Source organism: Saccharopolyspora hirsuta (genome assembly GCF_008630535.1).
Classification (GTDB): Bacteria; Actinomycetota; Actinomycetes; order Mycobacteriales; family Pseudonocardiaceae; genus Saccharopolyspora; species Saccharopolyspora hirsuta.
The window spans coordinates 306,988-329,821 of sequence record NZ_VWPH01000009.1 but is presented as its reverse complement, the minus strand read 5'-3'; the positions used below and the strand labels follow the sequence as shown (position 1 = coordinate 329,821).

At 71.0% G+C, this 22,834-nt stretch carries 20 protein-coding genes; 12 read left to right on the top strand and 8 right to left on the bottom strand.

Annotation, left to right across the window (positions count from 1 at the left end):
- Positions 1-150 precede the first annotated feature (150 nt).
- The 7 genes from F1721_RS21450 (at position 151) to F1721_RS35530 (ending at position 8,493) form a co-directional block, all read left to right on the top strand.
- Entirely contained in the window at positions 151-2,622 is a 2,472-nt protein-coding gene (locus tag F1721_RS21450; protein WP_150068512.1) for a GcvT family protein, read from the top strand.
- A 100-nt stretch (positions 2,623-2,722) separates the two neighbouring features.
- A complete protein-coding gene (locus tag F1721_RS21445; protein ID WP_150068511.1) occupies positions 2,723-3,916 on the top strand; it encodes a glycine cleavage T C-terminal barrel domain-containing protein in 1,194 nt (397 codons plus the stop codon).
- A 143-nt stretch (positions 3,917-4,059) separates the two neighbouring features.
- Positions 4,060-4,902, top strand: a complete 843-nt coding sequence (locus tag F1721_RS21440; RefSeq protein ID WP_150068510.1) for a methylenetetrahydrofolate reductase — start codon at positions 4,060-4,062, stop codon at positions 4,900-4,902.
- A complete protein-coding gene (locus tag F1721_RS21435; RefSeq protein ID WP_150068509.1) occupies positions 4,899-6,596 on the top strand; it encodes a formate--tetrahydrofolate ligase in 1,698 nt (565 codons plus the stop codon). Before F1721_RS21440 ends, F1721_RS21435 begins: the two co-directional genes overlap by 4 nt.
- A 66-nt stretch (positions 6,597-6,662) precedes the next feature.
- Positions 6,663-7,418 (top strand): DddA-like double-stranded DNA deaminase toxin, encoded by a 756-nt coding sequence (locus tag F1721_RS21430; protein ID WP_170301560.1) that lies wholly within the window; start codon positions 6,663-6,665, stop codon positions 7,416-7,418.
- The gene (locus F1721_RS21425) at positions 7,415-7,876 is read left to right on the top strand and encodes an Imm1 family immunity protein (RefSeq protein WP_170301559.1); all 462 of its coding nucleotides are present in this window, start codon (positions 7,415-7,417) and stop codon (positions 7,874-7,876) included. The genes F1721_RS21430 and F1721_RS21425 overlap by 4 nt, the downstream gene beginning before the upstream one ends.
- Before the next feature lie 197 nt (positions 7,877-8,073).
- Positions 8,074-8,493 carry an MFS transporter gene (locus tag F1721_RS35530; protein WP_425474412.1) on the top strand — a complete coding sequence of 140 codons (420 nt, stop codon included), beginning with the start codon at positions 8,074-8,076 and terminating at the stop codon, positions 8,491-8,493.
- Here the strand turns inward: F1721_RS35530 and F1721_RS21410 are convergent.
- Together F1721_RS21410 and F1721_RS21405 are read right to left on the bottom strand one after the other, a co-directional pair.
- Positions 8,465-8,668 (bottom strand): DUF397 domain-containing protein, encoded by a 204-nt coding sequence (locus tag F1721_RS21410; RefSeq protein ID WP_150068506.1) that lies wholly within the window; start codon positions 8,666-8,668, stop codon positions 8,465-8,467. The two genes, F1721_RS35530 and F1721_RS21410, sit on opposite strands and share 29 nt — an antisense overlap.
- 5 nt (positions 8,669-8,673) lie before the next feature.
- The gene (locus F1721_RS21405; protein ID WP_150068505.1) at positions 8,674-9,525 is read right to left on the bottom strand and encodes a helix-turn-helix domain-containing protein; all 852 of its coding nucleotides are present in this window, start codon (positions 9,523-9,525) and stop codon (positions 8,674-8,676) included.
- 149 nt (positions 9,526-9,674) lie between these two features.
- Here F1721_RS21405 and F1721_RS21400 point away from each other — a divergent pair, with 149 nt between their 5' ends.
- Positions 9,675-9,905 (top strand): hypothetical protein, encoded by a 231-nt coding sequence (locus F1721_RS21400; RefSeq protein ID WP_150068504.1) that lies wholly within the window; start codon positions 9,675-9,677, stop codon positions 9,903-9,905.
- 505 nt (positions 9,906-10,410) lie between these two features.
- Here F1721_RS21400 and F1721_RS21390 read toward each other — a convergent pair.
- On the bottom strand, positions 10,411-10,755 hold the full coding sequence (locus tag F1721_RS21390; RefSeq protein WP_150068502.1) for an ArsR/SmtB family transcription factor: 345 nt from the start codon (positions 10,753-10,755) through the stop codon (positions 10,411-10,413).
- 106 nt (positions 10,756-10,861) lie between these two features.
- Between F1721_RS21390 and F1721_RS21385 the strand changes: the two genes are divergently transcribed.
- From F1721_RS21385 to F1721_RS21375, 3 genes are all read left to right on the top strand, one after another.
- The gene (locus F1721_RS21385) at positions 10,862-12,754 is read left to right on the top strand and encodes a heavy metal translocating P-type ATPase (RefSeq protein ID WP_150068501.1); all 1,893 of its coding nucleotides are present in this window, start codon (positions 10,862-10,864) and stop codon (positions 12,752-12,754) included.
- Between the two features lie 16 nt (positions 12,755-12,770).
- Entirely contained in the window at positions 12,771-13,163 is a 393-nt protein-coding gene (locus F1721_RS21380; RefSeq protein ID WP_170301558.1) for an MmcQ/YjbR family DNA-binding protein, read from the top strand.
- Between the two features lie 172 nt (positions 13,164-13,335).
- Positions 13,336-14,139 (top strand): SAM-dependent methyltransferase, encoded by an 804-nt coding sequence (locus tag F1721_RS21375; RefSeq protein WP_150068583.1) that lies wholly within the window; start codon positions 13,336-13,338, stop codon positions 14,137-14,139.
- A gap of 14 nt (positions 14,140-14,153) precedes the next feature.
- Here the strand turns inward: F1721_RS21375 and F1721_RS21370 are convergent, their stop codons facing one another.
- The 5 genes from F1721_RS21370 to F1721_RS21350 form a co-directional block, all read right to left on the bottom strand.
- Complete coding sequence (locus F1721_RS21370; protein WP_150068499.1) at positions 14,154-14,567, bottom strand: universal stress protein; 414 nt, start codon at positions 14,565-14,567, stop codon at positions 14,154-14,156.
- Between the two features lie 85 nt (positions 14,568-14,652).
- On the bottom strand, positions 14,653-17,160 hold the full coding sequence (locus F1721_RS21365; protein ID WP_150068498.1) for a DEAD/DEAH box helicase: 2,508 nt from the start codon (positions 17,158-17,160) through the stop codon (positions 14,653-14,655).
- Between the two features lie 216 nt (positions 17,161-17,376).
- Positions 17,377-17,940 (bottom strand): GNAT family N-acetyltransferase, encoded by a 564-nt coding sequence (locus F1721_RS21360; protein WP_150068497.1) that lies wholly within the window; start codon positions 17,938-17,940, stop codon positions 17,377-17,379.
- Between the two features lie 82 nt (positions 17,941-18,022).
- A complete protein-coding gene (locus tag F1721_RS21355; protein WP_150068496.1) occupies positions 18,023-19,669 on the bottom strand; it encodes a thiamine pyrophosphate-binding protein in 1,647 nt (548 codons plus the stop codon).
- A gap of 97 nt (positions 19,670-19,766) precedes the next feature.
- Positions 19,767-21,188, bottom strand: coding sequence for a sodium:solute symporter family protein (locus tag F1721_RS21350; RefSeq protein ID WP_150068582.1), 1,422 nt, complete (start codon positions 21,186-21,188; stop codon positions 19,767-19,769).
- 138 nt (positions 21,189-21,326) lie between these two features.
- Here F1721_RS21350 and F1721_RS34510 point away from each other — a divergent pair, with 138 nt between their 5' ends.
- Positions 21,327-22,820 (top strand): PucR family transcriptional regulator, encoded by a 1,494-nt coding sequence (locus tag F1721_RS34510; protein WP_170301557.1) that lies wholly within the window; start codon positions 21,327-21,329, stop codon positions 22,818-22,820.
- Positions 22,821-22,834 lie beyond the last annotated feature (14 nt).

The window sequence follows — 22,834 nt, the reverse complement described above, 5'->3', positions numbered from 1 at the left end:
GGCCACTGATCGTCGACCTCCGCGGAGGTCGGGACCCCGATTCGGCCGACGGCCAAATTGGCCCTGCCGTGTCCTTGACGCGCCCCCTCCCGGAGGCGCACTGTTGCGGTATACGCAGGGAGTTGTCGTAGACGCAACAAGGCGGCAGCTATGGATTCCAGCGCCCAAGTACTCCTCGTCGGCGCGGGCATCGTGGGATGCAGCACCGCTTACCACCTCGCGCGTCTCGGAGTCACCGACGTCCTCGTCGTCGAGCAGGGACCGCTGTTCGCCACCGGCGGTTCCAGCTCCCACGCGCCGGGCCTGGTCTTCCAGACCAACCCGTCCGAGACGATGAGCCGGTTGGCCGCCCGCACCGTCGAGACCTACGCCGGGCTGGAGCTCGACGGCCGCCCCTGCTTCCACCAGGTCGGCGGGATCGAGGTGGCCGCGACGCCGGAGCGCTGGGACGACCTCAAGCGCAAGCTCGGCCTGGCCACCGCCTGGGGCATCCGCGGCGAGCTGCTCGACCCGCGCCAGGTCCAGGAGCGGATCCCGCAGATCGACGCGGCCCGCATCCACGGCGGCCTGCACGTGCCCACCGACGGCATCGCCAAACCGGTGCGCGCCGCGGAAGCCATGGCCCGCGAGGCGAAGCGGCTCGGCGTGCGGTTCGCCGGTAACACCGAGGTGATCGGCTTCGACGTCCAGAGCGGGAAGGTCCGCGCCGTGCGCACCACCCGCGGTGACGTCGCGGTGGAGACCGTGCTGTGCTGCGCCGGGATCTGGGGCCCGAAGATCGGTCGGCTGGCCGGGGTGTCGATCCCGGTGCAACCGCTGGCGCACCAGTACGCGGTGACCGGTTCGGTGCCGGGGCTGGTGGCCGCTCGCGACGAGGTGGAGCAGCCGATCCTGCGGCACCAGGACCGGTCGATGTACTTCCGGCAGATCCACGACCGCTACGGCGTCGGCTCCTACCAGCACCGGGCGATTCCGGTGGACAGCAGCGAGATCCTGCCCACCGCGGCCCCCGGCGGCGGGGCCGAGGCCCCGTCCGAGGGCGGCGGCTGGAAGGGCATGGCGTCGGTCCAGCCGTTCACCCCGGAGGACTTCGCCAAGCCGTGGCAGGACGCCTGCGACCTGCTGCCCGTGCTGCGCCGCACCGAGGTCACCGAGGGCATGAACGGCCTGTTCCTGTTCACCGCCGACGGGATGCCGGTCCTGGGGCCCTCCAACGAGATCGACAACTTCTGGGTCGCCGAGGCCGTGTGGATCACCCACGCCGGTGGGGTCGGCCAGGTGATGGCGCAGTGGCTGACCGGCCAGGTGCCCGAGATCGACCTGCGGCAGGCCGACCTGCGCCGCTTCGAGGACTTCGCGCACAGCCCGTCCTATGTGGCCGAGCGCGGGGCGCAGAGCTTCCGCGAGGTCTACGACGTCATCCACCCGCAGCAGCCGCCGGAGCACCCGCGCCCGCTGCGCACCAGCCCGTTCCACGACCGCCAGCGCGAGCTCGGCGCGGTGTTCCTGGAGGCCAACGGCTGGGAGCGGCCGCACTGGTACGAGAGCAACAAGTCCCTGGTCGACGGCCGGGACATCGTCCAACCTGGTCCGTGGGCAGGGCGCTACTGGTCCCCGATCGTCGGCGCCGAACACCAGGCCACCCGCGAGCGAGTTGCGATGTACGACATGACTTCCCTGGCCAGGGCGGAAGTCACCGGGCGCGGTGCGCTCGACCTGCTGCAGCGGCTGACCACCAACCAGCTCGACCGGCCACCCGGCTACGTGACCTACACGCTGCTGCTGGAGCCCACGGCCGGGATCCGCGCGGACATCACGGTGGCCCGCCTCGACCGGGACACCTTCCAGGTCGGCTGCAACGGACCCCGCGACATCGCCTGGCTGCGGCGGCACGCCGACGAGACCGCGCAGGTCCGCGACATCACCGGCGGCACCTGCTGCATCGGGCTGTGGGGCCCGCGGGCCCGCGACGTGCTCGCCGCGCTGGCCGATCGCGACGTCTCGAACGAGGCGTTCCGGTTCTTCCGCGCCAAGCGGCTCCACGTGCGCGAGGTCCCGGTGGTCGCCCTGCGGCTGTCCTATGTGGGCGAACTCGGCTGGGAGCTCTACACCTCCGCGGAATTCGGTCGTCGGCTGTGGGACCTGCTGGCCGAGGCGGGTGCCGAGCACGGCATCTTCCCCGGCGGGCGCGGCGCGTTCAACGGGCTGCGCCTGGAGAAGGGGTACCGGGCCTGGGGGGCGGACATGTGGAGCGTGCACGATCCCGATGAAGCGGGTCTCGGCTTCGCCGTCAAGACCGACAAGGGCGACTTCATCGGCCGGGACGCGCTGCTGCGGCGCCGGGAGAGCGCCCCGCGGCGGCGGCTGTGCTGTCTGACGATCGACGACGGCACCGTGTTGATGGGCTCCGAGCCGGTGTTCGCCGACGGTGCGCCCGTCGGGCACACCACGAGCGCCGGCTACGGGTACAGCGTCGGCGCCAGCCTCGCCTACGCCTGGCTGCCCGCCGAGCTGGCCCAGCCGGGCACCCCGGTGCGGGTGTCCTACTTCGACCAGCGGCACCCGGCGACGGTCGCCGCTGACCCCGTGTTCGACCCCGAGATGACCAGAATGCGCTGCTGATCAGCGGATTCGGCGTTCCACCTGCACACGCCCGCCCGTGGTGCCCGACCAGCGGTGCGGGTAGCGGCTACCCACCGCCCGGACCTCATAGGAGCTAATCATGAGCATCAACCCGAACCCCGGAGTCCTGCTCTACCCGCGGATCCGCAAGTCGCCGTTCTTCTACGCCTCGCGGCGGCACGGCGTCGGCCTGTACAGCGTCTACAACCACACCTACCACGCGCGGCACTACGGCGACCCGGTCGGCGAGTACTGGGCGCTGCTGGAGGGCGTGACGCTGTGGGACGTCGGCGTCGAGCGGCAGGTGGAGATCACCGGCCCCGACGCGTTCGAGTTCACCAACATGCTCGTGCCCCGCGACCTGAACAAGTGCAAGGTCGGGCAGTGCAAGTACGTGTTCGTCACCGCCGAGGACGGCGGCATCATCAACGACCCGGTGCTGCTGCGGCTCGGCGAGAACCACTTCTGGCTGTCGCTGGCCGACAGCGACGTGCTGCTGTGGGCCAAGGGCCTGGCGCACAACCTCGGGATGGACGTGCAGATCCGCGAACCGGACGTCGGACCGGTGCAGATCCAGGGCCCGAAGTCGCGCGACGTGATGGTGGACCTGTTCGGCGAGGACATCCTCGACGTGCCCTACTACTACGCGGTGGAGCGCGAGCTGGACGGCATGCAGGTGGTGGTCTCCCGCACCGGCTACACCGCCGAGCTGGGCTACGAGATCTACCTGCACAACGCCAGCCGCGACGGGGTTCGGCTGTGGGACACCATCTGGCAGGCGGGCGAACCGCACGACCTGCGGGTGATCGGCCCGTGCCACATCCGGCGCATCGAGGCCGGGATCCTGTCGTGGGGCTGCGACATCACCTACGACACCAACCCGTTCGAGGTGGGCTACGGCTTCGAGAAGACCTGGATGGTCGACCTGGACCAGGAGGCGGACTTCATCGGCAAGGCCGCGCTGCAGCGGATCAAGGCCGAGGGCATCAGCCGCAAGCTGGTCGGCGTGGAGATCGGCGGACCGGGCGTGGGTTCGTTCAACGACGGCGAGATGATCGACGTCTTCGACGTGCACGACCCGCGCGGCCTGCGCATCGGCGAGGTCACCTCGGCCTGCTACTCGCCGCGCCTGGAGCGCAACATCGGCTACGCGATGGTGCCGATCGCCTACCAGGAGCTGGGCACCGAGCTGGTGGTGCACACCCAGCACGGCCCGCAGGAGGCGGTCGTGGTGGGGAAGCCGTTCCTGGACCCGACCAAGGACATCCCCAAGGCCCTGGTCCGCACGGCGTAGGGAGGGCTGATCGCGATGGCTGGCACAGCAGTGCGGGGCGGACCCGTGAGCACTTTGCGGGGCTATAGCGCCACAAAGTACCCACGGTCGCCCACCAGGCCGAACAACATCGCGGTCGGCACCGGCGCGGGAGGTGAGGGGCGATGACGGCCAATGCCGGACTCCTGGAGCAGTCCCTGAACAACGCCCGGTTCGAGGTGCTGCCGCTGAAGGGCGCGGTCGCGCAGGCCGAGCTGCTGCCCGCCGGGACCACCGTGACGGTCACGGCCTCGCCCGCCAAGGGCGTCGAGGCGACCCTGGACCTCGCCGCCCGGCTGCGGGAGCGCGATCTGCACGTGGTGCCGCACCTGGCGGCCCGGATGATCGGCGACCGCTCGCACCTGACCGCTCTGCTGGACCGCCTGGACGGGCTCGGCATCACCGAGGTCTTCGCGGTGGCCGGGGATTCCCCCGAGCCGCGCGGGGAGTTCCCGGACGCGCTCGCGCTGCTGCGCGCGATGGACGAGCTCGGGCGGCGTCCGGCCCGGGTGGGCATCACCGGCTACCCGGAGCGGCACGCGTTCATCGCCGACGCCACCACCGTGCGGGCCATGGCCGAGAAGGCCCGCTACGCCGACTACGTGGTCTCGCAGATCTGCTACGACCCGCAGACCGTGGCGTCCTGGGTGAAGGCGGTGCGCGCCCGCGGGGTGCAGCTGCCGATCTTCGTCGGCGTGCCGGGCGTGGTGGACGCGCACCGGCTGCTGCGGATCTCGCTGAAGATCGGGCTGGGCGAGTCGATGCGCTACCTGCGCAAGCAGCACGGCGTAGTGTCGAAGTTGCTCACCCGCTACACGCCGGACGAGCTGCTCGACGAGCTCTCCCCCCACCTCGTCGACCCCTCCGCCGGAATCGCGGGCTGGCACTTCTTCACGTTCAACGAGATCGCGAAGACGGTGCAGTGGCGCCACGACCTGGTCGCCCGACTCCGGGAGGTACCGGCATGAACATCCCCTCCGACCTCGACATCTCCCGCGCCACCGCGCTCAAGCCGCTGGAGGACGTCGCGGCGCAGCTGGGCATCGGGGCGCACCTGCTCGAACCGTACGGGCGCAGCGTCGCGAAGATCTCGCTGGACGCGCTGGAGGAGCTGCCCGAGGAACCGACGGCCCGCTACATCGTGGTCTCGGCCATCACGCCCACCCCGCTGGGCGAGGGCAAGACGACCACGACGGTGGGGCTCGGCCAGGCGCTGCGGCACCTCGGCAAGCGGTCCGCGATCGCCGTCCGGCAGCCGTCGATGGGCCCGACGTTCGGCATCAAGGGCGGTGCGGCCGGTGGCGGCTACAGCCAGGTGGTGCCGATGGAGGCGCTGAACCTGCACCTCACCGGCGACATGCACGCGGTCACCGCGGCGCACAACCTGCTGGCCGCGATGCTGGACAACCACCTGCACAAGGGGAACTCGCTGGGCGTCGACCCGCACCGGATCACCTGGCGGCGGGTGCTGGACGTCAACGACCGCGACCTGCGCAACATCGTCATCGGCCTCGGCGGCCGGGCCGACGGCACGCCCCGGCAGACCGGCTTCGACATCACCGCGGCCAGCGAGGTGATGGCGGTGCTGGCGCTGTCCACGTCGCTGCAGGACATGCGGCAGCGGCTGGGCCGGATCGTGGTGGGCTACACCCGCGACGGCGAGCCGGTCAGCGCCGAGCAGCTGCGCGCGGGCGGCGCGATGGCGGTGATCATGCGCGAGGCGATCAAGCCGAACCTGATGCAGACCACCGAGAACACGCCGGTCCTGGTGCACGCCGGGCCGTTCGGCAACATCGCGCACGGCAACTCCTCGGTGGTGGCCGACCGGATCGCCAGCCGCTGCGCGGACTACGTGGTGACGGAAGCGGGTTTCGGCGCGGACATGGGTGCCGAGCGGTTCTTCAACATCAAGTGCCGCACCTCCGGCCTGCGCCCGGACGCGGCGGTCCTGGTGGCCACGGTCCGCGCGCTGAAGGCGCACTCGGGGCGGTACAAGGTGGTCGCGGGCAAACCGCTGCCCGCCGCGATGCTGGCGGAGAACCCGGACGACGTGCGCGCCGGGGCGGCGAACCTGCGCAAGCAGATCGACAACATCCGCCTGCACGGTGTCTCGCCGGTGGTGGCGATCAACGCCTTCCCCACCGACTACCACAGCGAGCACGACGCGATCCGCGAAGTCGCCGAGGCCGAAGGCGCGCGGGTGGCGGTCAGCAACCACTTCCTGGAAGGCGGCAAGGGCGCGTTGGAGCTGGCCGAAGCGGTGGTGGCGGCGGCCGAGGAACCGAGCGGTTTCCAGCTGCTGTACCCGGATTCGGCGGACCTGCGCACCAAGATCGAGACGATCGCGACGAAGGTCTACGGAGCGGACGGCGTCTCCTACCTCCCGGCGGCGGCCCGAGCCCTGGACGGCTACGAGGCCAACGGCTACGGCAACCTCCCGGTCTGCATCGCCAAGACCCACCTCTCCCTGAGCTCCGACCCGACCCTCCTCGGCGCCCCGACGGGCTGGACCCTCCCGGTCCGCGAGGTCCGAGCCTCGGTCGGAGCGGGCTTCATCTACCCGATCTGCGGAGAGATGCGCACGATGCCAGGCCTCGGCTCCCACCCAGCGGCGGAGTCCATCGACATCGACGAGCACGGCCAGATCACCGGCCTGAGCTGAGCGGCTCGGAGATGGGGCTGCGACGAACACGGCCAAGAGCTGCACCGGCCGATTGCAGGCAACGCAGTGTCGGCGCTCGGTGAACTCGATCAAGCCTTGGCGCAGGTGATCGGCCGGATTACCGATGCCCTTGAACGAGTCACGTCCGCTCAGGATGCAACGGACGAGGGCGCGGAGGCACTGCGGTCCGCGCTGGACGGCACCAATGCGCTGGAAGCCCACGAACTGCTCGGCACACTGGGGTCGATCAACGACAACCTGATCCGCGCTTATCAGGCGGGCCGCCGGGTGCTCGACACCGTCACGGCCTACCGGCAGAACCTCGAAGTACGCGAAGCCGTGGACTCGACACCGCCCAGCGTGGCGCACCCGTCCGCGACGAAGTCGCAAGGGATTCAGGCTGCGGCCAGAGATCCGCAATGGGCGCGGAACCGACTGGCCGAGCTCCCGAAGCGGGAGCATGACGGACCGACGCACGGCACGTTCATCGACACCGACGGCACACGAACCCCGCTGGTGTCCGGCACCGACCAGGAGTCGCACACGGCCGCCGTCATGCTGATCAACTCCGAACACTTCCCGGACATGCCCAGCCCGAACGGCTCTCCGGCGGCCGCGTCGCACGTCGAGACCAAGGCCGCGCAGAGGATGCGCGACTCCGGTCAGACCTTCGGAGTCGTCGTGGTCAACAACTCGGTGTGCGGCGGTGACTACGGATGCCGTTCAGCCGTTCAAGCGATCCTGCCGCAGGGAGCGTGCCTCGTAGTGTGGAGCCCCAACGCCACGTCACCGATCACCCTCAACGGAAAGGCGAAGCCATGACGCAAGCACCTACCGAGCTGGTGGTGTCGGCGATCATCGACAACGAGATGCGGTACGCGTACACCTCGGAAGAGCGCGTCGAGCTCGTCGGCGCGATCGTGGACGAGCCGCATCCCGAGTTCTCATCGAAGGTCTACGTGTGGGACCGTCCGTGCCGCGAGTCCGAAGATGGTGCCGTGCGCGAGTTCCCCGGCACCCAGCTCCGGGTCGCGACCGATCCGGCGGCCGGGTACGGGGCGCTCAACTGGGCCAGCCGGGAGCACCGGGAGTTGCTGGAGTCGTTCACCGACTCACCGCCGGACGAACCTCCGTCGATCCGGTTCGACACGCAGTCCGACTACTTCTTCCCGGCCGACGCACTGCTCCCGCTGGACGCGATCCGCCAGGCGGTGAGCGAGTTCATCTCGTCCGGACTCCGGCCGCGATCCGTCGAGTGGCAAGACGGCTACCAGGTCTGACTGCACCAGACCTGAAGAACCTCCCAGACCTCCCGGTGAAGCGAAGGAACGCGAGCGGGCCGGGGCGTCGATCTCGACGGAATGGCCAGGTCACCGGCCCGAGCTGAGCGATCACGCGCTCCGCCCGTCACCCGGCGAGGGGTTGCCACGACGCGACGAGGTCGAGGAGGCCTGGGAAGCGGGCGTTGAGGTCTTCGGTGCGGACCTGGCTGCGGCGTTCAGTGCCGTACTGGCGCCCGCCGCTGGTCGCGGCCGCGATGCTGGCGGGCGCGGGCCAAGGCCTCGGCCAGCTCGGCGGCCTGTCGATGCTGAGCGCGGAAGTCCCGACCGAACGCCGCGCAGAGGCCAACGCCGCGTTCAACGCAGGCGGCTACCTGCCCGCCGGAGCCCTCCCGGTCGCGGTCGGCTACCTCAGCGACGCAACCGGCCTGACCACCGGCTCCACCACCTTCGCCCTCTTCATGATCACAGCGGCCCCCCCTCGGCGGACTCACAGCCCTCCGCCGCAGCTGACGACCACACGAAGAAGGGCATCTCCGACCCGAGCTGCACCGGTCGAAGATGCCCTTCACCTGCCGCGGGAACCGCTCAACCCAGATCGAAACGCCCAGCCTTGACGGAGCTGACGAAGCTCCCGAAGGCCTTCTCGGATAACGACAGGACAGGCGACTCGTCACCAAGCTTGCTGTCACGCACCAAAGCGGCATCCGTCCCGCCCGCGGAAGCGACTTCAACGCAGTTGCCCGCCTGAGCACTACGGCTGGACTTGCGCCACGTGGGTGTCGTGCTCATGTCTCTCACTCCTTCGAACCGGCGTGCGCATCCGCGATGGTACGCAGCAGATCCTCGGAGTCCTCCGATGAAAGCGCCTGCGCTTGAAGCGCGCTGAACAGCCGCGAAAGCTCCGCCACATCTCGCAGATCGTCGATGACGTGCCCGCCGAGCGGGGTATCGCTGAACGCCACATCGTCATGCGAGGCGTCATCGAACCTGAGAACCGTGATCGGACCAACGGAGCCAGCATTCGCACCGGCCGCAAACGGCAGCACCTGCAAGTTCACTGTCGTCCGTTTCCCCACCGCAATCAGGTGCTCGAGCTGATCGACCATGACGGATCGGGAGCCGACCACGCGGTGGAGAGCTTCCTCCGCAACCACCGCGTGCAGAGTCAGGCCACCGCCGCTGTTCAGCCTCTCCTGCCGCTTGAGGCGGACGTCGATCCACCGCTGGAGCTCGGAGTCCGACAGTTTGAGCCGCCCGACCTCGTGCACCGCCCTTGCATAGTCCTCCGTCTGCAACAACCCCGGAACCAAGCCCAATTCGTAGTGGAAGATCTCGCTGGCCTCGGCTTCGAAGCCGACGAACGGCGCGAGGTACGGCGGTAGCTTGTAGCTCTGCCACCAGCCGCGCTGACCGCTCTCCCGGCGCAGTTGCTGGAGCTGCTCGATTAGGTCCTCCGGAGCCCGGTAGAACTTGAGCAGCGCGTCGAGGTCCTTCGCGGACACCCTGGAGTGCCCGCGCTCCCAGTGGCCCACCGTCGCTCGCGATCGCTCCAGGTGCGCTGCCGCTTCCTCCAGGGACAAACCCGCGTTGGTCCGCAGCTGCCGGAGCTGGCGCCCCAAGTGAACTTGCCGTGCGGTTCCTGCCATGCGCTCAGCTTCGCACGGGAGATCGAACGCGCGTGATCACCTGTTCAGGCGGATCAGCACGCCGCACATCGACTCTGTTACCCGGTAACCATTACCGTCTAACTCAGAGCCATCGGGGATCAACGCAGAGCATCGGGACAGGAGTCGGCATGGCGGGGACGAACGAACACCAGCGCTACCACTGGCTTCCAGTCGTGGACGACTCCAGCAGCTACGGCTTGGTTCGCCACGCCTTCCGCGGTCGGCGCATCGACGCGGGAGTGAACGGCGAATCCTTCTGCGGCAGCTCGTTCGCCATCGCGGAACCGTCCGAAATAGACTGGATTCGCGCACCCTCGTGCCAGGACTGCAACGCCAAGCTGAAGGCGATGAAGGGATGAGCGCGCACTCCGTCGCCGTCTGGTCGACCATCGTCCTGGCCGCCGCTTCGCTCGCGCTCTGGGCCAGCCTCTGCTTCTACTCCCGTCGGCCACAGCACGCCGGAGGCGGAGATGGCGCGCTGACAGTCCACTACCTGATCGCCCGCGTGGAAGCCGAAACGAGCGGCAGCGGCCGCCACCGACTCCACCAACCCGCAGCCGACCGAACCCCTACCAACGACGGGACCGCAGACACCCCGCACCCCGCCGAAGCCGACGACGGCTGGACTCGCAATCCCGCAGTCCTGCAACGGATTCTCGCCGGCTTGCGGCGCTGGTAGACCGGCCCGGTGTTGGCCGACCCCTCCCCGACACCCGGCACCGGGCCTCCCCGGCCGGGCGGCGCGATGCCCCCTCGCCCCGCCCGGCCGGTCCCACCTCGTCGGCCAACCGCCGATTTCGCGCGAGATCGGCGTTCTCCATGCCTGACAGGTGGCGATTTCGCGCGAAATCGCCACTCCCGTCGTCAGTCCTGGATGCCGAGGCGCAAGTGCTCGATGTGGTAGACCGCTTCGTCCAGGAGTTGGGCGACGTGGTTGTCGTAGAGGGAGTACACGACGCTTCGGCCCGACCTGTTGCCCACCACCAGGCCCAGGGAGCGGAGCAGTCGTAGTTGGTGGGAGACCGCGGACTGCTCCATTCCCACCGCTTCGGCCAGTTCTCCGACCGGCATCTCCCGTTGGCGGAGTTCGCTGAGGATGAGCAGGCGGGACGGGGTGGCCAGGGCTTGGAGGGTCTCCGAGACGGAGGCTGCCGAGGCGGCGTCGAGCCGCGCCGTTGGCGTTGCCTCGCGCTTGACCACATGACCCATGACCGGCAGTCTAGCGACCGCAGGACATATGAATGACTGATCAGACGTTCATGTATGGTCCTCGTCCGACAGCAAGCCCGCTGTCCTGACGCCGGAGGGGCGTGCGATGACCGCAGTCACCGACCGAACACCGACCCGGACCGAACCGGTACCGACCCGCCGCGGCCTGCTCGCGCTGCCCGAAGCGCGCTGGGCCGCCGCGTCGCTGGTCGCGTTCCTGCTCGGTCTCGCCGTGCAGCTGCTCGGCGGCCCGACCTGGCTGCACTGGGCGCTCTACCTGGTCTGCTACGCCACCGGCGGCTGGGAACCCGCCTGGGCCGGGCTGCAGGCGCTGCGGGAGAAGACCCTCGACGTGGACCTGCTGATGATCGTCGCGGCGCTGGGTGCCGCCGCGATCGGGCAGATCACCGACGGGGCGCTGCTGATCGTCATCTTCGCCACCTCCGGTGCGCTGGAGGCCTTCGCCACCGCGCGCACCGAGGACTCCGTGCGCAGCCTGCTCGACCTCGCGCCGGAGACCGCCGTCCGGGTGCGCGACGGTGTCGAGGAGACCGTGAACACGGCGGAGCTGCAGGTCGGCGACGTGATCGTGGTGCGCCCCGGGGAGCGGATCGGCGCCGACGGCGAGGTCGTCGAGGGGGCCAGCGACGTCGACCAGGCGACCATCACCGGCGAGCCGCTGCCGGCGGCCAAGCAGATCGGCGACGAGGTCTTCGCCGGGACCCTCAACGGCACCGGGGCGCTGCGGGTGCGCGTCACCCGGGACGCCTCGGAGTCCGTCATCGCCCGGATCGTCGCGCTGGTCGCCGAGGCCAGCGGGACCAAGGCCCCGACGCAGCTGTTCATCGAGAAGGTCGAGCAGCGCTACTCCGTCGGCGTCGTGCTGGCCACGCTCGCGGTGTTCACCGTTCCGCTGCTGTTCGGCGACGACCTGGAGAGCGCCCTGCTGCGCGCGATGACCTTCATGATCGTCGCCTCGCCGTGCGCGGTCGTGCTGGCCACCATGCCGCCGCTGCTGTCCGCGATCGCCAACGCCGGGCGGCACGGCGTGCTGGTCAAGTCCGCGGTGGTGATGGAGCGCTTGGGCGAGACCGAGCGGGTCGCGCTGGACAAGACCGGCACGCTCACCGAGGGCACACCGCGCGTGGTGCGCGTCGCTCCCGTCGCAGGTCAGGACGCCGACGAGGTCCTGGCGCTGGCCGCCGGAGCCGAGCACCTCAGCGAGCACCCGCTGGCGCGCGCGGTCGTCGCCGCGGCCCGCGAGAAGGAGTTGGTGATCCCGAACGCCGAGGACTTCCGGGCCGTCCCCGGGCACGGCGTGTCGGCGACCGTCGGCGGCAAGAAGGTGACCGTGACCAGCCCTCGGGGCTTCGAAAGCGCAGAGCTGGAGGACGCCGGGCACACGACGGTGGTGGTCACCGCGGACGACGTGGTGGTGGGGACGCTCGGCATCGCCGACCGGCTGCGCCCGGACGCCGCCGGGGCGGTGTCGTCGCTGCGCGAGCTGACCAGCGCCGAACCGGTCCTGCTGACCGGTGACAACAAGCGCACCGCCGCGCAGGTCGCGGCCGAGGTCGGCATCTCCGACGTGCGCGCCGACCTGCTGCCGGAGGACAAGGTCGCGGCGGTGCGGGAATCCGGGCAGCCGACGATGGTGATCGGCGACGGCGTCAACGACGCCCCGGCGCTCGCCGCCGCGCACTGCGGGGTCGCGATGGGCCGCGCCGGTTCCGACCTAACCCTGCAGACCGCGGACGTGGTGGTCGTGCGCGACGAGCTGGCGGCGGTGCCGAAGGTCGTCGGGCTGTCCCGCCGCGCCCGGCGGCTGGTGCAGCAGAACCTGGTGATCGCGGGCGCGTTCATCACCGTGCTCGTGGTGTGGGACCTGGTCGGGCACCTCCCGCTCCCGCTGGGCGTGGCCGGGCACGAGGGCTCCACGATCATCGTCGGCCTCAACGGCCTGCGCCTGCTCGGTGAACGCGCCTGGCGCCGCAGCTGACCGCTACTGTGGCCGCGTGGGAACCAGCTGGGACGACGACGAACGCCGCCGGGTGCGCGCCCGGCTCGTGGAGCTGGCGGCGTTCCCCGGGGTGCAGGTGGACGACTCGCACGGGCACACCGGATTCCTGCTGCGCGGCAAGCGGTTCGCCTGGCTGCTCGTCGACCACCACGGCGACGGGCGGCTGGCGCTGGCTGTCAAGGCGCCGCCCGGGGAGCAGGAGAGCCTCGTCGCCGACGACACCCGCTACTTCGTGCCCGCCTACCTGGGCCCGCACGGCTGGGTCGGGGCGAACCTGGACGAGGCGTCCGATCCGGACTGGTCCGAGATCGCCGCACTCCTGGAGCAGGCGTGGCGGATGAGCGCGACCAAGCGCGCGATCGCCGAGTACGACCAGCGCGAGTCGTGAGGTCTGCTCCGACACATTTTCCCGGAAGGCCTTCCCAACCCCGGTGCGGTGCGGTGGGCTCGTGAGTGGCGAGACCGGCTGGAGGCGGTTTTTGCCACTCACGACCGACGGGGGAGGCGCTGTGCCGCAGGGGCAGTGGGACGTTTCGTCCGGGGTGGGCATCACCGCGCTGATGGTCGCCGCCGCTCGGGCGCTGGAGTCCGCGCGGGAGAACAGGCTGGTCGACGACCCGTACGCGGCGGCGCTGGCGCGCGCTGCGGGAGCTGCGGTGCCGACCGCCGAGTCCGACTTCAGCCCGCGGTTCCGGGACGCGGTCGACTACATCGGCTTGCGGTCCCGCGTCTTCGACGACTTCCTCACCCGGGCCGCCGCCGACGGCTTCGGGCAGGCGGTGATCCTGGCGTCGGGCCTGGACACCCGGGCGTTCCGGCTGCCGTGGCCGCCCGGCTTCCGGATCTTCGAGATCGACCAGCCGGAGGTCCTGGCGTACAAGGACGAAGTCCTCGCCGCCGAAGGCGCGCAACCGCGCTGCACCCGCCGCGCCGCTGGCGTGGACCTGCGCGAGGACTGGCCCGCCGCCCTGCGCGGAGCCGGGTTCGACCCGGCGCGGCGCACCGCCTGGATCGCGGAAGGTCTGCTCCCCTACCTGGACGCCGCGACCGAGCGGTCGCTGGTGCGCGGCGTCACCGACAACTCCGCCCCGGGCAGCAGGTTCGCCGTCGAGAACCTGGTCACGAAGCGCGCGATGCTGCTGGACGACGAGTCGACCCGCGATTCGCAGCGCTGGGGCGTCGACCTGAACGCGCTGTTCAGCAAGGAGGACCGCCCGGAGCCCGGGGTTCTGCTCGAAGAGCACGGCTGGACGGTCGAGCGCGAGGAGCTCACCACCGCCGCGAAGCGCTACGGCCGCGAGCTGCGCGGTGCCGCGCGCGGTCTCTCCGAGGTCGGCAGCCTGGTGATCGCCGAACTGGCCTGACGCGACCGGTCGGGTCAGCGGACGACGACCACCGGGCAGGCGGCGTGGTGCACCAGCTTCAGGGCCACCGAGCCGACCATCATGCCGGTGAACGCTCCGTGGCCCTTGTTGCCGACCACCAGCAGGTCCGCCTGCTTGGACAGCCCGACCATCTCGTCGACCACGTGGCCGCGGATCAGCCGGGAGCGCAGGTCCACCGACGGGAACTCGCCCTTGATCCGGTCCACCGCCGCGTCCAGGGACTTGCGGGCCCGCTGCTCCAGCTCGGTGTCGGGGGTCGGCAGCCGGTACCCGAACTGGACTGGCTGGTGCCAGACCATGACGGCGTGCACGATGCCGCCGACCTCCTTGACCTGGTTGGCCGCCCAGCGCAGCGCCCGGACGGACTCGTCCGATCCGTCCAAGCCGACAACGACGGTCTGCGGCATCGCGGGGCTCCTCCCGACGGGGCTGGCCGATCTTGCCCGGATAGTAGGCCAGCGACGCCGCCAGCGCCACCGCCCCCGGAGCGCGTCAGAGCTGGTTGACGTCGGTGATGCGCAGGACCGCCGACCCGGCTTCGTCGGAGGCGGCGAGGTCGACCTCGGCGCTGATGCCCCAGTCGTGGTCCTCGTCCGGGTCGTCGAAGATCTGCCGGACCAGCCAGCGGTCGGCCTCCTCGGTGATCATCAGCAGCGCCGGGCCGCGGGCGTCCGGACCGGTGCCGATCTCCTCGTGCTGCTCGAAGTACTCCTCCAGCGCGTCCGCCCACGCGTCGGCGTCCCAGCCGCTGTCGCCGTCGAGCTCGCCGAGCTCGTCGTAGCGGCGGCGGGCCGCCAGCTCCACGCGGCGGAACAGCGCGTTGCGCACCTGGACCCGGAAGGCCCGCTTGTTCGCCGTGACCCGCTCCGGGCCCTCGTCCAGCGGCGCGGCCGTCGGCTCGGCGCCGGGGTGGCGCAGCTTCTCCCACTCGTCCAGCAGGCTGGAGTCGACCTGGCGCACCAGTTCGCCCAGCCACTCGATGATGTCGGTGAGCTCCTCGGTCTTGGCGTCGTCGGGCACCGTGTGCCGCAGCGTCTTGTAGGCGTCGGCGAGGTAGCGCAGCACCAGGCCTTCGGAGCGGGCCAGCCCGTAGTGGTTGACGAACTCCACGAAGTTCATCGCCCGCTCGTACATGTCGCGGGCCACCGACTTCGGCGACAGCTCGTGCTCGCCGACCCACGGGTGCCCCTTGCGGTAGGTCTCGTAGGCGGCTTCCAGCAGCTCGGCCAGCGGCTTGGGGTGGGTGATCTCCTCCAGGAGCTCCATCCGCTCGTCGTACTCGATGCCGTCGGCCTTCATCTTCGCGACGGCCTCGCCGCGCGCCTTGAACTGCTGCTGCGACAGCACCTGCCGCGGATCGTCCAAGATGGACTCGATCACCGACAGCACGTCCAGCGGGTAGCTGGGCGAGTCGACGTCGAGCAGCTCGATGGCGGCCAGCGCGAACGGCGACAGCGGCTGGTTGAGCGCGAAGTCGAACTGCAGGTCCACCGTCAACCGCACCCGGCGGCCCTGCTCGTCGGGCTCGTCGAGCTGCTCCACGACGTCGGCGGCCAGCAGCGCGCGGTAGATCGCGATGGCGCGCAGGATGTGGCGGCGCTGCGTGGCCCGGTCCTCGTGGTTGTCCTCCAGCAGGTGCCGCATCGCCGCGAAGGCGTCGCCCGGCCGGTTGATGACGTTGAGCAGCATCGCGTGGGTGACGGTGAAGCTGGAGCGCAGCGGTTCCGGCTCGGCGCCGACCAGCTTCTCGAAGGTCTTCTCGCTCCAGGACACGAAGCCCTCGGGAGCCTTCTTGCGCACCACCTTGCGCTTCTTCTTCGGGTCGTCCCCGGCCTTGGCCAGCGCCCGCTCGTTCTCGATCTCGTGCTCCGGCGCCTGCACCACCACGTACCCGGCGGTGTCGTAGCCCGCGCGACCGGCCCGCCCGGCGATCTGGTGGAACTCGCGCGCCTTCAGGTGCCGGGTGCGCACCCCGTCGTACTTGGTCAGGCCGGTGATCAGCACGGTGCGGATGGGCACGTTGATGCCCACGCCCAGCGTGTCGGTGCCGCAGATGACCTTCAGCAGCCCGGCCTGCGCCAGCTGCTCGACCAGCCGCCGGTACTTCGGCAGCATCCCGGCGTGGTGCACCCCGATGCCGTGCCGCACCAGCCGGGACAGCGTCTTGCCGAACCCGGCGGTGAACCGGAAGTCGCCGATCGCCTCGGCGATCTGGTCGCGCTGCTCGCGGGTGGCGACCTTGACGCTCATCAGCGCCTGCGCCTGCTCCAGCGCGGAGGCCTGGTTGAAGTACACGACGTAGACCGGCGCCTGCTGCCCGGCCAGCAGTTCCTCGATGGTCTCGTGCAGCGGCGTCTTGGCGTAGCGGAAGGTCAGCGGGATCGGGCGCTCGGCGGAGGTGACCACCGCGGTCTCGCGGCCGGTGCGCCGGGTGAGGTCCTTCTGGAAGAACGTGACGTCGCCGAGGGTGGCCGACATCAGCACGAACTGGGTGCGCGGCAGCTCCAGCAGCGGCACCTGCCAGGCCCAGCCGCGGTCCGGCTCGGAGTAGAAGTGGAACTCGTCCATCACGACCTGGTCCACGTCGGCGCGGTCGCCGTCGCGCAGCGCGATGTTGGCCAGGATCTCGGCGGTGCAGCAGATGATCGGCGCATCGGCGTTGACGCTGCTGTCGCCGGTCATCATGCCGACGTTCTCCGCGCCGAAGACGTCGACCAGGGAGAAGAACTTCTCCGACACCAGCGCCTTGATCGGCGCGGTGTAGAAGCTGCGCTTGCCCGCGGCCAGCGCGGTGAAGTGCGCGCCGGTGGCCACCAGGCTCTTCCCGGAGCCGGTCGGGGTGCTCAGGATGAGGTTCGCCCCGGTCACCACCTCCATCAGCGCCTCTTCCTGCGCCGGGTACAGCTCGATGCCCTGGTCGGTGGTCCAGGTGGTGAAGGCGTCGAGCAGCGCATCGGGCTCGGGCGTGTCAGTCGCGGGGAGGTGGTCGGTGAGCTTCATCGTCCCCCCATCGTCCCTGCACAACTCCGGCCGAATCGACCCGGGGTGGCAGAAGCCACGAACCTCCGGACCGGGCCCCGATGATCACTCGCCGTGCATCGCGAGGTGGTGGGTGCTGGGCGCGGATCCGGAACGCTTCCCCGCGCTGGCCCGCTGCGCCCGGTCGGAGCCGGCCGGCGCGGCGCGCTCGAAGAGCTCTGAGCCGAAATCCCCTGATCACACCGGGTCTACGGTCCGGCTGACGAGCCACGCGTGCTTGCCGAGCTGCCGACCGCGGGTGAAGCCGAACTGCTCGAAGAGCTCGACGGTCGCGCTGAACAGGAACCGGGCCGGGGACTCGCGGCCGGTGGTCACCTCGGAGATCGCCTCGACCAGACCTCCACCGGCCCGGGCGATCTGGTCGAGCGCGCCGCCGAGCGCAGCCCGCGCGATGCCCTGGCCGCGGTGCTTCGGGTCGACGTAGCAGCAGGTGATCCGCCAGTCCGGGAGCGGTGGCGCGTCCTTGTCGTACTCGCGCCGGTGCTTGATGCCCGGCAGCTCCTCGGGGCTGCCGTACTGGCACCACCCCTGCACCGAGCCGTCGTCGAGCACGAGCGCGGCGTGCGCGCGATCGCTGCGGACCCGTTCTTCCTTGATCTCGCGCCGAACGCTCCCCCGCTGACCGCGCTCCGGGTGGAAACCGAGGCACCAGCAGCCGCCGAAGATCCCGTTGTTGCGCTCGACGAGCTCGGCGAACGCAGCCCACGTCGAGGCGTCCAGGGGCCTAACCGCGTACGCCATGCCCGGATCCTTCCGCCCGCGCGGTCGGGTCGACCGCGACGCACCATGCTAGATCCGATGCGCGCGGCCGACCGGGTTACCGTCAGTCCTGGTCGGGGTGGGTGGGGGCGAAGAGGCGGAGGTGCTGCGGGAGGACGACGACGCTGGGGCCCGGGGTGGTCAGGGCGTCGGCCAGGTCCTGGCGGAGGCGGTCCGGGGTCGTCTCCACCGCGGGGATGCCGAAGGCCGCGGCCAGGGTGACGAAGTTCGGCCTGGTCAGTTCGGTCGCGGTGGATTCGCCGAAGGTGTCGGTGAGGTATTCGCGGAGGATGCCGTAGCCGCCGTCGTCGACGATCAGCCACGTCACGTCCAGGTCGTGCTGGACCGCCGTGGCCAGCTCCGCGATGCCGTACATCGCTCCCCCGTCGCCGGACACTGCCAGCGCCGGGCCGCCCGTCGCCGCCGCGCCGAGCGCTGCGGGCAGGCCGAAGCCGAGGCCGCCAGCTCCCTGGGCCGTGTGCATCGGGGCGCCGTCGGCGTTCCAGGCCGACCAGGCCCAGTAGCCGAGGATGGTCATGTCCCAGAAGCTCGGCGTGCCCTCGGGCAGCGCCGCGCGCACCTCGCCGAGGAGCCGCTGCTCCAGCTCCAGGTCCTGCGCCGCCAGCCGGGCGCGGACCCGTTCCAGCAGGTCGGCGACCGCCTTCTCCGCGCGGCCGTCGGGTTCGCGGCGCGGGATGCGCGGGAGCAGCGCGGACAGGGCGAGCTTGGCGTCGGCGTGCAGGCCCAGCGCCGGGTGGTTCGACTCGAGCTTGCCCGCGTCCGCCTCGACCTGGATCAGGCGGCCGCGCGGGGCGAACCGGTGGTAGTTGCTGGTCAGCTCGCCGAGGCCGGAGCCGACGACGAGCAGCACGTCCGCGTCGGCGAGGAACTCGGTGCTGTGCCAGTCCTCCAGCCACGACTGGCCGGACAGCGGGTGCTCCCACGGGAACACGCCCTTGGCGCCGAACGTGCTCAGCACCGGCGCCCGCAGCGCTTCGGCCAGCTCCAGCAGCTCCGGCCCGGCCCCGGCGCGGGCCGCGCCGCCGCCCGCCAGGACCACCGGGTTCTCCGCTCCGGCCAGCAGGCGGGCGGCCTCGTCGACCAGTTCCGGCAGCGGTTCGAGCGGTGCCGGTCGGGCGGTGGCGGAGGTGATCGGCGGGAGTCCCGCCGGGGCGAGCAGCACGTCCTGCGGGATCTCCACCCACGTCGGCCCGTACGGCGCGGTGGCCGCCGACTCCCAGGCCGCGCGCACCGCGCCGGGGATCTGGCTGGCCGTGCGCGCGACGTGCACCGACTTGACCACGTCCCGGAAGCTGGCCTGCTGGTCGGGCAGCTCGTGCAGGTAGCCGCGGCGGCCGCCGCCGAGCCCGGCCGCCGGGACCTGGCTGGAGATGCCCAGCACCGGCACCGACGCGGCCCGCGACTCCTGCAGCGACGCCAGGGTCAGCAGCGCGCCCGGACCGGTCGAGACGATCATCGGCGTGACCGGCACCGGGCCCGCCGGGTCGGCGGCCAGCCGGGCGCGGGCGTGGCCGTCGGCGGCGAAGGCCAGGTTGTTCTCCACGCGCGAGCTGATCAGCCGGAGCGGGGATCGGCGCAGCGCGTCGAACAGCCCGAGCGCGTGCTGGCCGGGCAGGCCGAACACCGTCTCGGCGCCGAGCGCGCGCAGCGTCTCGACCACCAGGTCGCCGCCGATCCTGCTGTCGGTCATCCCACTGCCTCCCGGGAAGGTTCTCGCTGGTCAGGTGTCGTGAGGACTTTCTGGTGCCATAGCACCGGAAAGTGCTCACGAGCGGTGGCCAGCGCGGTCAGGCGTTCGCCGGTTCGGCGTCCGCCCCGCTGAGCCGCTCGTTCCACATCTCCAGCACGGCCGGGTCGGTGCGCGGGGTGAGCAGGCTGACCACCACGTAGCAGACCAGGCTCGCGCCGAGACCGTAGTAGATCGGCTCGTTGGCGAGCAGTCCGTGCACCGCCATGGAGACGATCACCACCACCGATCCGACCACCATCGAGGCCAGCGCCCCGGCCCGGGTGCCGCGCTTCCACACCAGGCCGCCGAGGATGGCCACCAGCAGCCCGCCGACCAGGATGTTGTAGGCGACGGTGAGCGCGGAGACCACGTCGTTGACGGCCATCGCGACGACGATCGCCAGCAGGCCGAGCACCAGGGTCGTGATCCGGTTGGTCCGGATGTCCGCGGGCTTGTCGCGCAGCCTGCCCAGGATGTCGGTGGTGGTCACGGTCGAGCAGGCGATGAGCGCGCCGCTGGAGGTCGACATCAGCGCCGACAGCGCGGCGGCCAGCACCAGGCCGCGGACACCGGTCGGCAGCAGGTTCGCGACGACGGTGGCGAACGCGTCGTCGGCGTTGCCCAGGTTCGGGTAGAGCACCTTGGCCGCAGTGCCGATCAGCGCACCCGCGAAGCCGTACACCAGGCAGTACGCGCCGGAGACCAGCCCGCCGCCGGTGGCCACCCGCGGGCTGCGCGCGGTGAACACCCGCTGCCAGATGTCCTGGCCGATCAGCAGCCCGAAGCCGTAGGTCAGCACGTAGGTGATGATCGTGGCGCCGCCGATGCTGGTGGGGTCGAGGAAGTCCGGCGGCACCCGCTGCGCCAGGCCGTCGAAGCCGCCCACCGCGACCAGCGACATCGGCAGCAGGACCAGCAGGATGCCGATGGTCTTGATGACGAACTGCGCGATGTCGGTGAGGGTGATCGACCACATGCCGCCGAGCACCGAGTAGAGCACCACGATCGAACCGCCGATCGCGATGCCGATCGCGCTGGACACGCCGAAGAGCACGTGGAAGACGGTGGCGAAGGACAGCGTCGAGGTGACCGTGAGCATCAGCGTGTAGCCCCACATCACCACGCCCGCGATGACCGTCGACGAGCCGCCGTAGCGCAGGTCGAGCATCTCGGAGACGGTGTAGACACGCAGCTTCACCAGCCGCCGCGCGAAGAACGCGTGCAGCGCGAGGATGCCCAGGCCGATGGTCAGCACCAGCCAGGCGCCGGAGATGCCGTGCGTGTAGCCGAGCCCGATGCCGCCGATGGTGGACGCCCCGCCGAGCACGATCGCCGACATCGTGCCGGAGTACATGAACCAGCCGAGGCGGCGCCCGGCGACCAGGTAGTCGCTCTTGGTGCGGGCCAGCCGCATGCCGACCCAGCCGATGCCGATCATCCCGGCGATGTAGAGCGCGATCACCGCGTAGTCACCGACCACGGCGGCCTCCTTGTGCAGATCCTGCTGTGCAGCGACGGCGGTGAGCTGGGCCACCGCTGTTCCCGGAAACCGTAGGTCCTGGTCGACGGCGGACGACATGGGACGATCCGTCCCAGTTCGGCGTACTCTGTGGCCGTTATGACCACGGCCTTCACCGCGATCCCGCTGCGGGCGGTCGTCGAGGACACCGCGCTGGCGCTGGACGTCGTCACCGACAGCCTCCGCCCCGGCGCCCTGGACCGCCCGGTGCGCTGGGCGCACGTCAGCGAGCTGCACGATCCCGGCCCGTACCTGCTGGGCGGCGAGCTGCTGCTCACGGCGGGCGTCAACCTCGCCGACGCGCCCGAGGACGTCGAGGAGTACGTCCGCGGGCTGCTGGACGCCGGGATCACCGCCCTCGGCTTCGGCGTGACCCCGCCGATGCACGAAGCGCTTCCGGAGGCCTTGCGCGGAGCGTGCGTCCGGCACGGCCTGCCGCTGCTGGTGGTGCCGCCGCGGACTCCGTTCCTGGCGATCAGCCGGGCGGTCGCGGTCGCGCTCGCGGAAGCCGCCCAGCGCGACCAGCGGCGGGTGGCGGTGGCGCGCGAAGCGCTGATCAAAGCCTCCGTCGAAGGTTCGCGGCCGCTGGTTCGGGAGCTCGCCCAGCAGTTGGACGCGTGGGCCGTGCTGGCCGGGCAGCACGACGAGGCCGTGGCCGAGCACGGCGCGCCCGCCCGGTGGCCCGCCGAGCTGCCGGACCTGTTGGCGAAACTGCGCGCGGGGCGCGGGATCCGCAGCGCCACCACCGAGCTCGCCGACGGGACTTCGCTGCTGGCACAACCCGTTTCGCCGCAGGCGACCGCCTCGCACCTGCTCGTCCTCGGCCGCCGACGGCGCTTCGACGCCACCGAGCGGGCCATCGTCGCGGTCGGCGCCGGGCTGCTGGGACTCGCCGGTCGCGCCCGGGACGCCCCGCTGAGCGCGGCCACCACGGCCCTGCTGCTGCACAGCGTTCCGCCAGCCGACGTGCTGTCCCGGCTGCTGCCCGGCGGCGAATACCGGGTGGTGGCCGGGACATCGATGCGGCGCCGCGCGGCGGACGACGTCGCCGACCACGACTGGTTGAGCACGCACCTGAGCACACCGCTGGTCCAGCTCGTCGACGGCGGGTTCACCGCTGTCACCAGTTCCGCTCCCGCGCCGGAAGTCCTGTCCGGGATGCGCGATCGGGGCTGGCTGCCGGTGGTGACCCGGCCGCATCGGGCCGACGCGCTGCCCAGCGCGGCGCGGGAGGTCGAGAACCTGCTGGACCGGGCCAGATCCCTGGGCCGTCCGGTGGTGGCCGAGAGCGCCGGACTGTCCGCAGTGGTCCCACCGGGCGCGGCCGGTGCGTTCGCGGCCGAAGTGCTCGCCCCGCTGCACGCGCTGGACCCGGACCGGCAACCGGGCGGACTCCTCGACACGCTGCGGACCTGGCTGGCGCACCACGGCAGCTGGGAGCGCACGGCGACCGCCCTCGGCGTGCACCGCAACAGCGTCCGCCACCGCATCGGCCAGGCCGAGCGAGCCCTCGGCGCGGACCTCGCCGACCCGGAGACCCGCATGGAGCTCTGGTTCGCCCTCCGCTGGGCACCAGACCGCAGTTTCAATTGAAACTGTGTTCCGCC

What these genes read in the sequence shown, in the direction of transcription:
- F1721_RS21360 (WP_150068497.1), bottom strand. Translation starts at nt 17,940, where the DNA reads ATGGCGTACGCGGTTAGGCCCCTGGACGCCTCGACGTGGGCTGCGTTC.
- F1721_RS21365 (WP_150068498.1), bottom strand. Translation starts at nt 17,160, where the DNA reads ATGAAGCTCACCGACCACCTCCCCGCGACTGACACGCCCGAGCCCGAT.
- F1721_RS21355 (WP_150068496.1), bottom strand. Translation starts at nt 19,669, where the DNA reads ATGACCGACAGCAGGATCGGCGGCGACCTGGTGGTCGAGACGCTGCGC.
- F1721_RS21450 (WP_150068512.1), top strand. Translation starts at nt 151, where the DNA reads ATGGATTCCAGCGCCCAAGTACTCCTCGTCGGCGCGGGCATCGTGGGA.
- F1721_RS21375 (WP_150068583.1), top strand. Translation starts at nt 13,336, where the DNA reads ATGGTCGCCGCCGCTCGGGCGCTGGAGTCCGCGCGGGAGAACAGGCTG.
- F1721_RS21385 (WP_150068501.1), top strand. Translation starts at nt 10,862, where the DNA reads ATGACCGCAGTCACCGACCGAACACCGACCCGGACCGAACCGGTACCG.
- F1721_RS21390 (WP_150068502.1), bottom strand. Translation starts at nt 10,755, where the DNA reads ATGGGTCATGTGGTCAAGCGCGAGGCAACGCCAACGGCGCGGCTCGAC.
- F1721_RS21410 (WP_150068506.1), bottom strand. Translation starts at nt 8,668, where the DNA reads ATGAGCACGACACCCACGTGGCGCAAGTCCAGCCGTAGTGCTCAGGCG.
- F1721_RS21445 (WP_150068511.1), top strand. Translation starts at nt 2,723, where the DNA reads ATGAGCATCAACCCGAACCCCGGAGTCCTGCTCTACCCGCGGATCCGC.
- F1721_RS21435 (WP_150068509.1), top strand. Translation starts at nt 4,899, where the DNA reads ATGAACATCCCCTCCGACCTCGACATCTCCCGCGCCACCGCGCTCAAG.
- F1721_RS34510 (WP_170301557.1), top strand. Translation starts at nt 21,327, where the DNA reads ATGACCACGGCCTTCACCGCGATCCCGCTGCGGGCGGTCGTCGAGGAC.
- F1721_RS21405 (WP_150068505.1), bottom strand. Translation starts at nt 9,525, where the DNA reads ATGGCAGGAACCGCACGGCAAGTTCACTTGGGGCGCCAGCTCCGGCAG.
- F1721_RS21400 (WP_150068504.1), top strand. Translation starts at nt 9,675, where the DNA reads ATGGCGGGGACGAACGAACACCAGCGCTACCACTGGCTTCCAGTCGTG.
- F1721_RS21425 (WP_170301559.1), top strand. Translation starts at nt 7,415, where the DNA reads ATGACGCAAGCACCTACCGAGCTGGTGGTGTCGGCGATCATCGACAAC.
- F1721_RS21440 (WP_150068510.1), top strand. Translation starts at nt 4,060, where the DNA reads ATGACGGCCAATGCCGGACTCCTGGAGCAGTCCCTGAACAACGCCCGG.
- F1721_RS21370 (WP_150068499.1), bottom strand. Translation starts at nt 14,567, where the DNA reads ATGCCGCAGACCGTCGTTGTCGGCTTGGACGGATCGGACGAGTCCGTC.